Annotated in this window: 13 protein-coding genes and 1 tRNA gene; 4 read left to right on the top strand and 10 right to left on the bottom strand. The window is 57.7% G+C overall.

What is annotated here, in order from left to right; genetic code table 11:
* Window positions 1–178: 178 nt before the first annotated feature.
* The 10 genes from ACSQ2W_RS06665 to ACSQ2W_RS06620 form a co-directional block, all read right to left on the bottom strand.
* The gene (locus ACSQ2W_RS06665) at window positions 179–2,329 is read right to left on the bottom strand and encodes a GumC family protein (protein ID WP_436085551.1); all 2,151 of its coding nucleotides are present in this window, start codon (window positions 2,327–2,329) and stop codon (window positions 179–181) included.
* 138 nt (window positions 2,330–2,467) lie between these two features.
* The gene (locus tag ACSQ2W_RS06660; RefSeq protein WP_436085550.1) at window positions 2,468–3,244 is read right to left on the bottom strand and encodes a metallophosphoesterase; all 777 of its coding nucleotides are present in this window, start codon (window positions 3,242–3,244) and stop codon (window positions 2,468–2,470) included.
* Window positions 3,241–4,650, bottom strand: a complete 1,410-nt coding sequence (locus ACSQ2W_RS06655; protein WP_436085549.1) for an O-antigen ligase family protein — start codon at window positions 4,648–4,650, stop codon at window positions 3,241–3,243. The genes ACSQ2W_RS06660 and ACSQ2W_RS06655 overlap by 4 nt, the downstream gene beginning before the upstream one ends.
* Window positions 4,651–4,753: 103 nt before the next feature.
* Entirely contained in the window at window positions 4,754–5,380 is a 627-nt protein-coding gene (locus ACSQ2W_RS06650) for a hypothetical protein (RefSeq protein WP_436085548.1), read from the bottom strand.
* A gap of 383 nt (window positions 5,381–5,763) precedes the next feature.
* On the bottom strand, window positions 5,764–6,183 hold the full coding sequence (locus ACSQ2W_RS06645; protein ID WP_436085547.1) for a hypothetical protein: 420 nt from the start codon (window positions 6,181–6,183) through the stop codon (window positions 5,764–5,766).
* Between the two features lie 284 nt (window positions 6,184–6,467).
* Window positions 6,468–7,472: an NAD-dependent epimerase gene (locus ACSQ2W_RS06640; RefSeq protein WP_436085546.1), complete on the bottom strand. Its 1,005-nt coding sequence runs from the start codon at window positions 7,470–7,472 to the stop codon at window positions 6,468–6,470.
* 42 nt (window positions 7,473–7,514) lie between these two features.
* A complete protein-coding gene (locus ACSQ2W_RS06635) occupies window positions 7,515–8,822 on the bottom strand; it encodes a UDP-glucose dehydrogenase family protein (RefSeq protein ID WP_436085545.1) in 1,308 nt (435 codons plus the stop codon).
* Between the two features lie 74 nt (window positions 8,823–8,896).
* A complete protein-coding gene (locus tag ACSQ2W_RS06630; RefSeq protein WP_436085544.1) occupies window positions 8,897–9,325 on the bottom strand; it encodes an OsmC family protein in 429 nt (142 codons plus the stop codon).
* A 215-nt stretch (window positions 9,326–9,540) separates the two neighbouring features.
* A tRNA-Ala gene (locus ACSQ2W_RS06625) sits at window positions 9,541–9,616 on the bottom strand.
* Window positions 9,617–9,818: 202 nt separating this feature from the next.
* A complete protein-coding gene (locus ACSQ2W_RS06620) occupies window positions 9,819–10,208 on the bottom strand; it encodes a TIGR02300 family protein (RefSeq protein ID WP_436085543.1) in 390 nt (129 codons plus the stop codon).
* Window positions 10,209–10,455: 247 nt separating this feature from the next.
* Here ACSQ2W_RS06620 and ACSQ2W_RS06615 point away from each other — a divergent pair, with 247 nt between their 5' ends.
* The 4 genes from ACSQ2W_RS06615 (at window position 10,456) to rpsA (ending at window position 14,134) form a co-directional block, all read left to right on the top strand.
* Window positions 10,456–11,082 (top strand): DUF5343 domain-containing protein, encoded by a 627-nt coding sequence (locus ACSQ2W_RS06615; protein WP_436085542.1) that lies wholly within the window; start codon window positions 10,456–10,458, stop codon window positions 11,080–11,082.
* Window positions 11,083–11,113: 31 nt separating this feature from the next.
* Entirely contained in the window at window positions 11,114–11,665 is a 552-nt protein-coding gene (locus ACSQ2W_RS06610; protein WP_436085541.1) for a Swt1 family HEPN domain-containing protein, read from the top strand.
* Between the two features lie 13 nt (window positions 11,666–11,678).
* Window positions 11,679–12,311 (top strand): (d)CMP kinase, encoded by a 633-nt coding sequence (gene cmk / locus ACSQ2W_RS06605; RefSeq protein WP_436085540.1) that lies wholly within the window; start codon window positions 11,679–11,681, stop codon window positions 12,309–12,311.
* 119 nt (window positions 12,312–12,430) lie between these two features.
* The gene (rpsA, locus tag ACSQ2W_RS06600; RefSeq protein ID WP_436085539.1) at window positions 12,431–14,134 is read left to right on the top strand and encodes a 30S ribosomal protein S1; all 1,704 of its coding nucleotides are present in this window, start codon (window positions 12,431–12,433) and stop codon (window positions 14,132–14,134) included.
* Window positions 14,135–14,149 lie beyond the last annotated feature (15 nt).

The following is a 14,149-nucleotide window of genomic DNA, read 5'->3' as shown; positions in this document are numbered from 1 at the left end:
GTTTCGTCCATCTGTATCATGACGATACACGAGGACGTTTTTCGGCTCGCTTAAGTGGAAAGATACAATTTTACCGGTTTCGATTTTTTGCGCGGCAAGCCCTGTGCGGCATGGCTTTGCCGCTTCCAGGCATAAAAAGGGGCGCGTCGCGCCCCATTGATCAGCACATATCCGGTTTCTATTCGGTGTAGTAGCCGGAATAGCTGTAGTTGCCCGACATCTTGGTGCGGTCCTGCTGGTTGAGCAGGGTGACGATGCCGGCATCCGGGTTCTTGTTCTCCTTGAGCGCAGCGACGGCCCGCTTGGCGCTCGATTGCGGCGTGCTGGCCCATTTGATGACGAAGACGACCATGTCGGCATGACGGGAGAGATAAAGCCCGTCCACGACCGGTTCGACCGGTGGCGTGTCGAGAATGACGTAATCAAAGTGCTTGCGGGCACTGGCGAGGATCCGGCCCATTTTCTCGCTCATCACCAGTTCGTCCGTGGCGATGTCGCTGCGCCGTCCGCCGAGTAGCACGGTCAGGTTGGAGAGCGGATCGCGCATGATCAGCGAGGTCAGCGTCGCCGTGCTGCGATCCTGCCGCAGATAGTCGATGAAATCGTGGTTCGGCTCTAGATTGAGATGTCTGTTGACGCTCGGCTTGCGCAGGTCGCAATCGATCAGCAGTGTCCGCTTGCCCGTCAGGGCGTAGGCGCGGGCAAGAGACAGCGCCATCGTCGACTTTCCTTCCGCCGGAAGCGCGGAGGAGACCATGATGATCTTACCCCCGTCGCTTTCCTGCCGCTTGGGCGCCGAATTCTTCCTTTCCTGCTGGTCGAGCGTCAGCCGAAGCCGCCGCACACTTTCGCTGAAGAGCGAGAGCGGTGCCGTCACCATGAGGTCTGCCAGGCTGGAGGTCGGGTTGGCCAGCTTGTGATGCTCGTCGCCGCTCGCCTGGCGCGGCGCGATGGCCGAGAGCGGCACCTTCAGCACGGCTTCGATCTGATTTTCGCTGACGAAACCGCCGATGAAATATTCGCGCAGGATGGCAAGACCGATGCCGATGCCGATCGACACGATGAGCGACAGGCCAAGGATCACCTTGCCGTTCGGGAACGACGGCAAGGTCGGGGTCAGCGCGGCTGAAACCACGCGGCTGTCCGGCAGCTGCAGCGAAGCCTGCGCATCTAGCTCCTGCAGGCGGGACAGAAGGGTCTGGTACTGATTGCGGGCGATCTCGGAGGATTGCTGCAGGCTGTAGATTTCGGTCAGCACTTCCGGCGGCAGGTTGCTCTGCAGAACCGTGCTGCGCATCTTCTGGCGTACCTCGTTTGCCTGCTGCTGGTAGGCATTGACCGTCTGCTGCAGGTTGTTGACTTCCTGAGATGCAGCATTGGCCAGCGATTTGTCGACCTTGGCGAGTTCTTCGCGCAGGCTGATGGCCTCAGTGCTGCTGTCGCCGGCCGCGGCGATCCGCGTTGCGAGGCCTTCGCGCTGGCGCTGTAATTCGTTGAGAGCGTCCGATCCAACCTGCGCCACCAGCGTCGAGAAATCCCGTGCTTGCAGCGATTTCTGCAGCGATTCGATCCGGCTGAGCTCGCCCGCCCGATCCTGGTTGACTTTCTCAAGTTCGGTGCGAAGCGTGGTCAGCCCCAGTGAATTGGGCTGTTTCTCCAGGCGGTCGATATTGCCGGTAATATAGGAATCGAAGTTCTTTTCGTTTTCGACGATTGCCGCGTTGGCTGCCTCCGCCTGCTTCTGGATCGTATCGCGTTTGGTAAGGGTCGCAGACACCTTCGCGTTGATCTGGTCCCGGATATAGGTTTCGCTCATCGAATTGGCGAGCTTCGCCGCCTTTGCCGGGTCCTTGGAAATCACGCCGACCGTGATCAGATAGGTCAGGCCGCTGCGGCTGACGGTGATGGCCGACTTGAACGAGGTCAGGACGCGCGACAGGGCCTCCTCGCCGGTGGGGGCCGGCGGGAGCGGAATACGCAACCAGCTGAGGACCCGGTCTTTCAGCGAAACCGCGATGCCGAACTCGCTGTCGGAGACGAGGTTGTTTTCGCTGACGACGTCGAGCAGGATACGATCAGATTTGAGAATACCGACTTCGCTTTCGACGCGCGAGTTGTCGGCGTTGGGATTGGAAAGAATATTATCGGAATTAAGAAGATTTTTTGTACTTGTGTCGACAAGAACCAGGGATGTCGCCGTGTACTTTGGCGTTAGCGAATAGGTAAATACAATTGTCAGGACGAGTATAGCGGCAATTGTGGATAAGATCAGCCAAAGTTGTCGGCGTATCAACCCTAGAATGCCTTTGAGGTCAATTTCTGCTTCCATTTGCACGCAACCATTATCTGCACAGCTGTCGCCGTTATTGTAAAAAATTTAAAGTTATTTGATTTGCTGCATCGCAGCATGCACTGCCGTATTTCTAGCAGATTACGGACGGCCGACAATTGCCAAGTTCAATCATCATTAACTGCACTGAATGATCTCTGGCGCACTGCGGCGAGAAAGTCGCACTGCGGACAATGTTCCGCTCATATAGGCGCCGGTATCGACATTGACCCGTGCCGGACCCACTTCGACTTTAGCGACCGGCGTGTGGCCGTGGATCGCGATGATGCCATTTGCAGCTGCGGCTTTTCCAACCGCTCCAGGTCGTAGCCACAACAGGTCCGCATCGACCTGATCGGCGAGCAGCACCCCATCGCGAAGACCGGCATGGACAAAACAGAATCCTGGAATGCTCAGCATCGATGGCAGGGATTCGAGAAAGGCGACGTGTTCGTCCGGAATGCGCGATTGCAGCAGGTTCTTCAGTGCCTGGCGATTGGCCGGCAGCTTGTGCAGGCCGTAGGAATAGAGTGTCTCCAATCCGCCGAAGTCCAGCCATTGATGGTCGGAAGACGGGTTGCGCAGGAAATCGAGCATCACGTCCTCATGATTGCCGGCGAGGCAGAAGCGCTTGATGTCCGCACGTGGCTTGGCTATGAGCCGATCAAGCACGGAGGCCGATTTTGGTCCGCGGTCCACGTAGTCGCCGAGCATGATCAGCCATTTTGAACCGTCACGCTTGCGGCAGTCCTCGAAGATCAAATCCTCCAGCCGGCCGAGGAGGTCGTCGCATCCGTGCACGTCGCCGACGGCATAGATGTGATCCGGGCCACCTTCGAAAAAGAGCTTTTGGCGTTGCGAGGGTGCTGTTGTGTCTATGCTACCGCGCAGAAAGTCGACGATGCCGCGGATCATGACCCGACCCTCTCTCCGGCGCTTGTGAGCTCGAACTGCCGCGCCCATGCCGTGGCGACAATGGCGACGAACGCGAGTGTCACGGCCTCGATCTCGAGGCTGAAATCGACCAGCGAATGCACGGCGCCGACCAGGATGACGCAAAGACCGCAGCGTATCAGCATCTCCTGACCCGGCGCCTTCACATAGGCCGCCCCCAACTGAAACACAATGATCCCCACGATCAGCAGCGGCAGGCTGCCAAAGACCAGGCCGTATTCGGCCCAGAGCGCCAGATAGGTGGAGTGCGCCAAGTGCCAGACGAGATCGACGCTGACCGGCGGCTGATGAAACAGCGGAAAGGCATATTCGAAACTATTGCCGCCGAACCCGAGCAGGGGACGGGTTTCGATCATCTGCAGGACCTGTTGGTACAGTTGCATTCGAACCTCGGAAGAATCTTCGATTTGGCCGAGGCGCTCCAAAAAGATCGCGCCGTAGCCAAACATGCCGAGACCAACCATGAGGGGGATGACGAGCAACAGGACCCAGATGCCGGCCTTGTTGATAGCGGCTGTCTTCTTGGCAAGCGCCAGAACGACCGAGGCAATCATGCCGCAACAGGCGGCAAAGAGGCCCATGCGGGAGTTTGTCGCGACAAGCGCGATGACCACGACCAGCCAACCGAGACCGATGGTGACGACGCCGCCCTTGCCGAGATAGGTCCCAAAAATCGAATTGTCGCCTTTTCCCGAGGGCTTCTCGGTCATCCGCTCGATCATCAGGTTGATGCCAAGCACGCCGCCGAAGGCAAGGAAGGTGGCAAACGAATTGCGATTGATGAAGCCGCCCAGTGCCGAGCCGAAATATTTCCACTTCGGAATGCCAAGGATCGTATCGCCGAACTGCACGAGGAACAGCAGCCCGACGACGGCGTGGATGACGATGACCCAATAGATGAGATTGATGAAGGCGTGGGCGCGCTGCGGGTTGCTGGTGATTTGCAGCACCAGGAAGAACAGCAGGCCGTAGGTTGCCCAGCGCGCGAGCGCAAGGATCGTATCGTGCGGCGTCAGGCTGATCGTATCGACGGTGATGATGATGCTCGGATCGGCAATGCTGGTAACCGCCGGAGACAAAGCACCGAGCGGGAGCGCCTGGACGATCATATAGGCGCCGAAAAGGGAAAAAAGTCCGAACAGCACCGACAGATTGCGCGGCGCGATCCTGAACCGGGCGTTGGACAGCGCCATGCGGCCAAAAAGAACGGCGCCGCACAGAAAGATCAGCATGGACCATAGCAGCCAGAAGGAGGGCTTGGTACTTCCGAACGCGAAGGGCGACAGGAACAGAACCAGAAGAATGGGCCACATCAACTGGTTGTTCAGCCGGAAGCGGTCCGAGTGGTAGCGCGCCGTCTTCTTCATGGTCTAAAGGCCTGCCATTCTTGTTCCGGCGCGGATGCGCGCTGATCTCGTGCCGGTGTTCCAAACAGGTCTTGGCATGGATGTCGCAAAACTGGAACCCGGATCATCGCTTGCCCATCGATTTCTTGACGTTTCCCAGAAACGCGATCTGCCGGTCCGGCGGCATCGTTTCGACGATGGCAGTGATCCGCGCCCGGAAATCCGGGTTGGAGACATAGCGTTTCGCAATGAGTTTGACACCCCTTTCGCTGCTCGCGAGCAGTTTCAGGTCGGCGGCTTCCGTTTTGACGGTCTCGGCGCTGAGCCGCGGAAAATAGGTTTCTGCCAGTTCGACGCGAAAACGGGCGATCCACTGCTCGTTGGGACCGGTTAATTGCGATTGCCTCAACGCGGCATTGAACTCGTCGCTGGCAAGCAGGCGAACCGATGCGGCGGCCCGCACCAGCCAGGCAAAGGAGTCCGTTGGCGTCACGGAAACGATCTGCAATGCGCGACCCCCGCATGTCGACACGACATTGCGGACGGCTTCGTCGATCATGTCGATATTACTGTAGGCAAGCACGATGCTGTAGCAATCCTTCATGACAAGCGTCTTCGAATAGGACGAAAGTCCGAAGTCAAAATCTTCGCCGGAAAATTCCTCCGCTGTCAGCGCTTTCTCGACGGGTTCGGCGAGAAACGGCGCCAGTTCGCGCCACAGGCCGTAGCCGCTCGCTGCTGAAATCAGCAAGCAACATACCATCGCGATCCATTTTCTCTGCTTTATCATGGCTTCTCGTCTCGGGGGGGGCTTGTCCAGCTTATATTTTCTATCGAATGTTCTATTCCGGACACTACCAAAAAATCCATTCTTGCCGCTCAGACTTGAAATTTGCCGTCGAAGACCGTCGCTGGCTCGGGCGAGAAACAACCTCGAAATGCACCAAGGGTTCAATGGGAATTCGTGTGGCTGCCGGAACCCTATCGTATCAAGCGTCAGTTAAAGCAATCACAATCGAACCACAAGAAACTGCGCCGTACCGTCGAACCGATCCCGTTGGCATGCACTCAACGCAAAAAAAAGCGCCTCGCGAGGCGCTTTTTGAAAATCGATAGCCGGATCAGTCTGTCGGATCAGCTGCCCAAATTGTCGCCGAAGTCGCGCACGCTTACAACGCTTGCCGTTGCGTCGCCGGGATTGCCGGCCTGAAGGCTGGCCACGACGCTGTTTACGAATGGCATCGCTGCCGCTTGTGCGTCGCTTAGCCCTTCCGCAGCCGATGCGGCGGTACCAGCAAGATCCAACGAAAGTTCAGGTTTTTCGATCGCGAGCGTGCCAATTGCCGTGATCAGCGCAAAAAGGAGCTTGTCCTTGTACAGGCCGGCAGGCAGCGCATTGATCCCCTCCGCGAGGGTCTGAGCCTGTACAACGCAGTTGCTTTCGCACATGCGAAGACTCATAACCTCGCCGAGAGGTGGCTCCGCCTGAGCGGGCGAAAAAGAAACGGAAGCGCAAAGCGCCAGTGTCGAAATTAGCAAAGATCGTTTAAACATGATGAACCCCTTAAATGGATTGGACTTGGGAAATCCGCCCGGAAAATTAATTAGATTTTGTAGTAGATTAGGAGTTTCTTACCGCTTGTGTCAAGTCATTATCCAGTAATGGACGCGAGCCGCCGGCAAACGCGATTTCGAAAAGCGGGCAAAGGATGCACCGCAGCAACAGAATATGTGCGGCGCGATATTCTCCGAGGCTTTACTCTAGCAGATCCGCACGTTTCCGGCCGTGCCAGACCGTTTGATGATTCGGCGGAACGGCGGATCGAGCCTGGCCATTCTCAGGCGCTGACCATCTCCGCCCGATACCAGTCGACGAAGCGTTTCACACCTTCCTCTACCGATATGGATGGCGTGAAGCCCGTCAGCGCCTTCAGAAGGTCCGGCGCGGCAAAGGTTCTCGGAACATCCCCCTGCTGCATCGGCAGCATCGTACGGATCGCCGGTCTGCCGACAGCGGCCTCGACCGTCTCGACGAAACGCATCAGTTCAACCGGCTGCCCGCCGCCGATATTGACGACGCGAAACGGCGCGTGCCGCGACAGCGTATCGATGTCGCCGATGCGATTTTCCGCCGCTGGCACGACGCCCATCAACCGGACGATGCCTTCGACGAGGTCGTCGATATAGGTGAAGTCGCGGCTCATGCGGCCTTCGCCGTAGATCTCGATCGGCCGGCCGTTGAGGATGCAATCGACGAATTTGAACAGCGCCATGTCCGGGCGTCCCCAGGGTCCGTAGACCGTGAAGAAGCGGAAAGCGGTGGTCGGCACGCCGTAGAGATGGGCATAGCTATGCGCCATCAGCTCGGCCGATTTCTTGGTGGCGGCATAGAGCGTCATAGGCTCGTCGGCCCGGTCGGTCTCGGCAAACGGGACTTTTTCGTTGGCCCCGTAGATCGACGAGGTGGAAGCAAGCAGCAGGTGCTTGGGCTGCACGGCTTTGGCCAGTTCAAGGATGTTCCATGAACCGATCAGGTTGGAATCGACATAGGCCTTGGGGTTTTCCAGGCTGTATCGGACGCCGGCTTGGGCTGCAAGGTGGACGATGACGTCCGGCTCGCCAATCTCTGCGGCCGTTTGCAGCGCGCCCGCGTCCTCCAGCATGCCGATCACCGGCCGGAAGCCGTTCGAGCGGGAAAGGATGGCGTGGCGCCGCTCCTTCAGCCGGACATCGTAATAGGGGGTCATGCCGTCGAAGCCGGTGACGAAATGGCCGTCATCGAGCAGCCGCCTGGCCAGGTGGAACCCGATGAAACCAGCCGTTCCTGTGATCAGATAGCGCATACCGGCTCCTTGCTTTTTCTGCCGTCGATCGAGATGCCGCGGTTATACCGGCCGGCCGATGCTCGTATAGCTGAAACCGTGCTTGGTGACTTCGTCCCGGTGGTAGATGTTTCTGAGATCGACAAGCACGGGGTTCTTCATCGACGATTTCAGCCGGCCGAGGTTGAGCGCGCGGAACTCGTTCCATTCCGTGACGATAACGAGTGCGTCGGCGCCTTCCGCCGCCGTGTAGGGGCTGTCGGCATAGGCGATGCCGTCGATGACGTTTCTCGCATTCTCCATGCCTTCCGGATCATAGCCGGTGACGATGGCGCCGCCATCGGTCAGCGCCTGGATGATGGCAATCGCCGGGCTGTCGCGCATGTCGTCGGTGTTGGGCTTGAAGGTGAGGCCGAGCACGGCGATCCTCTTGCCGCGTACGTCGCCGCCGGCAGCTGCGATCACCTTTCGGCCCATCGCCCGCTTGCGGTTGTCGTTGACGGCGACGGTGGTCTCGATCAGCCGCACCGGGCTGTCGTGATCCTGCGCCGTCTTGACCAGCGCCAGCGTATCCTTCGGGAAGCAGGAGCCGCCATAGCCAGGACCCGCATGCAGGAATTTCGAGCCGATGCGACCGTCCAGCCCGATGCCGCGGGCGACCTCCTGGACATTGGCACCGACCTTCTCGCAAAGGTCGGCCATCTCGTTGATGAAGGTGATCTTCATGGCGAGGAAGGCGTTGCCGGCATATTTGATCAGTTCGGACGTGCGCCGCGTGGTGAAGAGCAGCGGTGCCTGGTTGAGATAGAGCGGCCTGTAGACCTCGGTCATGACGCCGCGGGCGCGCTCGTCGTTGAGGCCGATGACAATGCGGTCCGGCCGCTTGAAGTCGTCGATCGCCGCACCCTCGCGCAAAAATTCCGGATTGGAGACGACGGCAATGTCGGCGTCCGGATTGGTTTCGCGCATGATCCGCTCGACCTCGTCGCCGGTGCCGACCGGAACCGTCGACTTGGTGACGATGACGGTGAAGCCGGTCACATGGGCGGCGATCTCGCGGGCGGCATCATAGACATAGGAAAGGTCGGCATGGCCATCGCCGCGCCGCGAGGGCGTGCCGACCGCAATGAAGATCACGTCGCTTTGCGCGACGCTGGTCGCCAGAGCGGTGCTGAAGCTCAGACGCCCATCCTTGACGTTGTCGGCAACCAGCTGTTCCAGGCCCGGCTCGAAGATCGGAATGCGGCCGGCGGTGAGCGCCTCGATCTTGCTCGCGTCCTTGTCGATGCAGACCACCTCATGGCCGAAATCCGCAAAACAGACACCGGAGACGAGCCCGACATAACCGGCACCGATCATCGTGATTTTCATGACATACTCCAGAATTGCTCGGATGCACTCATAGTCAAACACGCGCGGGTTGCCAATGGGCGGAGTTTGAAGAGCTAAACGGATACGGTCGTGGAGAAATCGGGATTGCCGCGGATCGTGTTGCTGACAGTGCAGATTTCCTCTTCCGCCGCCCGCGCAATGGCGTTGCGCGTCTCATCGTCGACGTCGCCCTTGATCGTGAAGAGGATGTTGAATGTCTGCACCCGCGAAAGGCCTTCCGTCGCCTTTTCACCGGTCACTTCCGCGCTGATTTCCGTTACCCTGTCGAGAACGCCCATCTGGCTTGCCGCGATGCGGGCACTCATGGTGAGGCAGGCGGACAGCGACGCGTAAAGCAGGTCGAGCGGATTGAAGCCCGGCTGCGACGGGCCGGTGACGATGCCCAGTTCGCCCCCGGTTGCTGACGTAATATGGGGAAATCCAGTGCGGCCCAGAACGGCGGTTGCCCCTGTCGGACGGGATCGTGTCTTCAAGTCGGTCATGTCCTGTCCTTTCCTGCGCGCCAGAGATAGTCCGCTTCAGATGGGACTATCTGTCGAAAGAAACAACGTTTGCGACACGCCGCTGCAACGGCAGCAAGATAGTGGGCTACGATGGCGGCGAGCTATTACAGCGCGGTCCCGCCTAATGCAGCAGCATATATCTAATTCCGCCGAGATCTGCGACGCAAGAGTCTTCAATGGATAAGGAAAAGAAATGGTGGAGCTAAGCGGGATCGAACCGCTGACCTCTTGCATGCCATGCAAGCGCTCTCCCAGCTGAGCTATAGCCCCAATTTGGGTCCGGCGATGCCGGTTCCGGGAAGTCCGTCCGAACTGTTCGTTCGGTCGGGTGGCGGCTTCATACTTCTGCTTTTTGCAGATGGCAAGCCGAAAAACACAAGCGGGCGAGATTTTATCGGATGAGCCCGGAACTTGCGTCCGCGTGGCCGGTCGAAACCCCGCGCGGACGCCATTTGCGTGAATTATGAGAGGTTTAGACCTCGTCGTCGTCGTCCGAAACGCCGATCAGATCGGAAAGGCCGTCTTCGTCTTCGTCGTCTTGCTCAAGGAAGGTGTCGTCGTCGTCACCTTCGATCTCGACATCGTCATCGCCCAGATCCGGCAGATCGTCGCCGGCGCCGGCTTCGCTGTCGGCATCCTCAAGCGAGACGAGTTCGACTTCCGTGTTCTCGGTATCGACTTCCTGGATCTCGTCCTCCTCGGCAGCCTTTTCCAGCACCTTGGCGACGGAGGTCTCTTCGAAGAAGGACAACGGGTAGGATTTGCCGGTGTAGGGAGAAACGATCGGATCCTTGTTCAGGTCGTAGAACTTACGGCCAGTTTCCGGATCGATGCGTTTTGTTCCAAGTTCCGCTTTTGCCACAGTCAAAGCCTCTTGAATGGCCGGGGTTACCGGCATTTGCCGGGATACCGGCGTTGAACGTGAAATGAATTAGCCGGTCCCCATAATCGTCTTGGCCTGATCTGTCAAAGCCTAACTGAAGAACGAATTCGGTGTTGCCCTTGGAAGGCTATCTTGAGGACAATTTGGCGAACAAAGCAATTCGGCTATATTTTTCTAAAAGCAGTGTTAGGTTGCTGTGGTAGGGGACGAAACCAAAGGTTGGAATATGTCTGCTCTTCCTTATGTGACAGCGGCTGGGAATATTAAGAAAGCATTAGACGGAATATCAAAAGCCGCGACACCCACAAAAGTCTCGCAAGATTTTGTAAAAACGGTCCTTAAAGTGCTTGGCGGATCGGGAGATCAGATGACCTCTTTTCTGAAGAAGATCGGTCTCGCTAGCAACGACGGTACCCCGACCCCCTTATACAATCAGTTTAGGAATCCTGCCACATCAGGACAGGCGATCGCAACGGCGATAAAGATTGCCTATGCGCCGCTCTACAAACGTAATGAATATATGCATGAGCTAGACGATAAAGAGTTGCGCGGCCTCATCGTCGAAGAAACGGGTCAGGCTCATGACTCTAACGCAGTAGCTTGTATTTTTTCGTGCATTAAACAGTTAAAACAGTTTGCGGACTTCAAGGAAGAGAAGTCCATCGTAGAAGCAACTAAATTCACTGAAGAATTTGATGGCTATAAGCCAGTGGAAAGTGTTGTTAAGAGCGGACTCGGGTTGAATTTAGGTTACACTATAAATCTTAATCTTCCGGCTACCACGGACGTGGCGGTTTTCAATGCTATTTTCAAAAGTTTAAAAGAAAATCTGTTGAGTGAATCCGATGTCTAAGCGATCAGACTTGATCGTTAAGGCGTTTGGAATGTCTGCTATGCAAATAGCTGAGGAGCTCAATTCGGTTTCAAAATCAACTGGCTATGATTTAGGATTAAATGGCGCCGCTAGGCGAAAGAGGCAGTTAGAAGACTATGACCAATTCGAAAAGGAAGTACGATACGAAGCATCCTTGATGTCAGAGTACTACGAGATATTTTATTGCCTGGAAATATCCATACGAAAACTTGTTTCTCAAACTTTAATAGAAGCGGAAGGGGCTAGTTGGTGGAGCAGTGCGCGAGTTCCGCTGGGGGTTGTTACTGAGGTAGCATCTCGCAGAAAAAAGGAACTGGATGCGGGGTTCGATTCTCGATCTGACAACGAGATTGATTTTACAACATTTGGTGAGTTGTCGAGTCTGATTACTCAGAACTGGGACTTGTTTGAGCCCATTTTTAGTTCAAAGTCGGCGGTATCCACTATCCTGAATCGCCTAAATGTTTTGCGAGGACCGATCGCACATTGCTGCGAAATGTCTGAAGATGAAAAGCTCAGGCTTGAACTTACAGTACGGGACTGGTTTAGAACCATTTCATAGTGCTGGAGAAGAAATGACATTCATCATCGCCATCGACGGACCTGCGGCTGCCGGCAAGGGAACCTTGTCGCGCCGGATCGCCGAGACCTACGGCTTTCACCACCTCGATACCGGCCTGACCTATCGCGCCACCGCCAAGGCCCTCATCGATGCGGGCTTGCCGCTCGACGACGAGTTGCTGGCTGAGGAGATGGCCCGCGAGGTCGAGCTTGCCGGGCTCGATCGTTCCGTGCTGTCGGTCCATTCGGTCGGCGAGGCCGCCTCTAAGATCGCCGTGATGCCCCTCGTCCGCCAGGCACTGGTCGAGGCGCAGCGTGCCTTTTCGAAGCGTGAGCCGGGCACGGTGCTCGACGGGCGCGACATCGGCACGGTCGTCTGCCCGGATGCGCCGGTGAAGCTCTATGTGACGGCGTCCCCTGAAGTCAGGGCGCGCCGCCGCTTCGACGAGATCGTGGCAAACGGTATTCCGGCCGACTATCTGGAGATCCTCGCCGACATCGTCAAGCGCGACGAGCGCGACATGGGCCGCGCCGACAGCCCGCTTCGCCCGGCCGATGACGCGCACTTGCTAGATACGTCTGAAATGAGTATAGAGGCCGCATTCTTGGCGGCGAAGAGCATCATCGATGCCGCATTGAAGAAATAGTTCGAGACACCATCCCCGCGCCGGATTTGCTCCTCATCTGAATGGGAGCGGATGGTTTTCGGACAGGTCAACGCTAACCCCCGGCGCCTGTGCCCCATGAAGGCACACCAGGAGTATTCATGTCTCAAGCTAACCCCACCCGCGACGATTTTGCCGCGCTGCTGCAGGAATCCTTTGCCACGCAGGATCTTGCCGAAGGCTACGTCACCAAGGGTATTGTTACGGCCATCGAGAAGGACGTCGCGATCGTTGACGTCGGTCTGAAGGTCGAAGGCCGCATCGCTCTGAAGGAATTCGGCGCCAAGGCCAAGGACGGCACGCTGAAGGTCGGCGATGAAGTCGAAGTCTATGTCGAGCGCATCGAAAACGCGCTGGGCGAAGCTGTTCTGTCGCGCGAGAAGGCTCGCCGCGAAGAGAGCTGGGTCCGCCTCGAAGTCAAGTTCGAAGCCGGCGAACGCGTCGAAGGCGTCATCTTCAACCAGGTCAAGGGTGGTTTCACCGTCGATCTGGATGGTGCCGTTGCCTTCCTTCCGCGCTCTCAGGTCGACATCCGTCCGATCCGCGACGTTACCCCGCTGATGCACAACCCGCAGCCCTTCGAAATCCTCAAGATGGACAAGCGCCGTGGCAACATCGTCGTGTCGCGCCGCACGGTTCTCGAAGAATCGCGTGCTGAACAGCGTTCGGAAATCGTCCAGAACCTCGAAGAAGGCCAGGTTGTTGACGGCGTCGTCAAGAACATCACCGATTACGGTGCGTTCGTTGACCTCGGCGGCATCGACGGCCTGCTGCACGTTACCGACATGGCATGGCGCCGCGTCAACCATCCGTCGGAAATCCTGAACATCGGCCAGCAGGTCAAGGTTCAGATCATCCGCATCAATCAGGAAACCCACCGCATCTCGCTCGGCATGAAGCAGCTCGAGTCGGATCCGTGGGATGGCATCGGTGCCAAGTACCCGGTCGGCAAGAAGATCTCCGGTACCGTCACCAACATCACCGACTACGGTGCATTCGTGGAGCTGGAGCCGGGCATCGAAGGCCTGATCCACATCTCCGAAATGTCCTGGACCAAGAAGAACGTACATCCCGGCAAGATCCTGTCTACGACTCAGGAAGTCGACGTTGTCGTTCTCGAAGTGGACCCGACCAAGCGCCGCATCTCGCTCGGCCTCAAGCAGACACTTGAGAACCCGTGGCAGGCCTTCGCGCACAGCCATCCGGCTGGCACGGAAGTTGAAGGCGAAGTCAAGAACAAGACCGAATTCGGCCTGTTCATCGGTCTCGACGGCGACGTCGACGGCATGGTGCATCTCTCCGACCTCGACTGGAACCGTCCGGGCGAACAGGTCATCGAAGAGTTCAACAAGGGCGACGTCGTCAAGGCTGTGGTTCTCGATGTGGACGTCGAAAAGGAGCGCATCTCGCTCGGCATCAAGCAGCTCGGCAAGGATGCGGTCGGCGACGCCGCTGCTTCCGGCGATCTGCGCAAGAACGCCGTCGTCTCGTGCGAAGTCATTGCCATCAACGACGGTGGCATCGAAGTGAAGCTCGTCAACCACGAAGACCTCACCTCGTTCATCCGCCGTGCCGACCTGTCGCGTGACCGCGACGAGCAGCGTCCGGAGCGTTTCTCCGTTGGTCAGGTTGTCGACGCCCGCGTCACCAACTTCTCCAAGAAGGACCGCAAGGTCATGCTGTCGATCAAGGCGCTTGAAATCGCTGAAGAGAAGGAAGCCGTCGCACAGTTCGGTTCGTCCGACTCGGGCGCTTCGCTCGGCGACATCCTCGGTGCGGCTCTGAAGAACCGCGGCGGCGAATAAGCCTTCGGCCTTACG

Origin of the sequence: Pararhizobium sp. LjRoot255 (assembly GCF_964252905.1) — a bacterium.
Classification (GTDB): domain Bacteria; phylum Pseudomonadota; class Alphaproteobacteria; order Rhizobiales; family Rhizobiaceae; genus Pararhizobium.
This window is presented reverse-complemented; position numbering and strand designations above follow the sequence as displayed.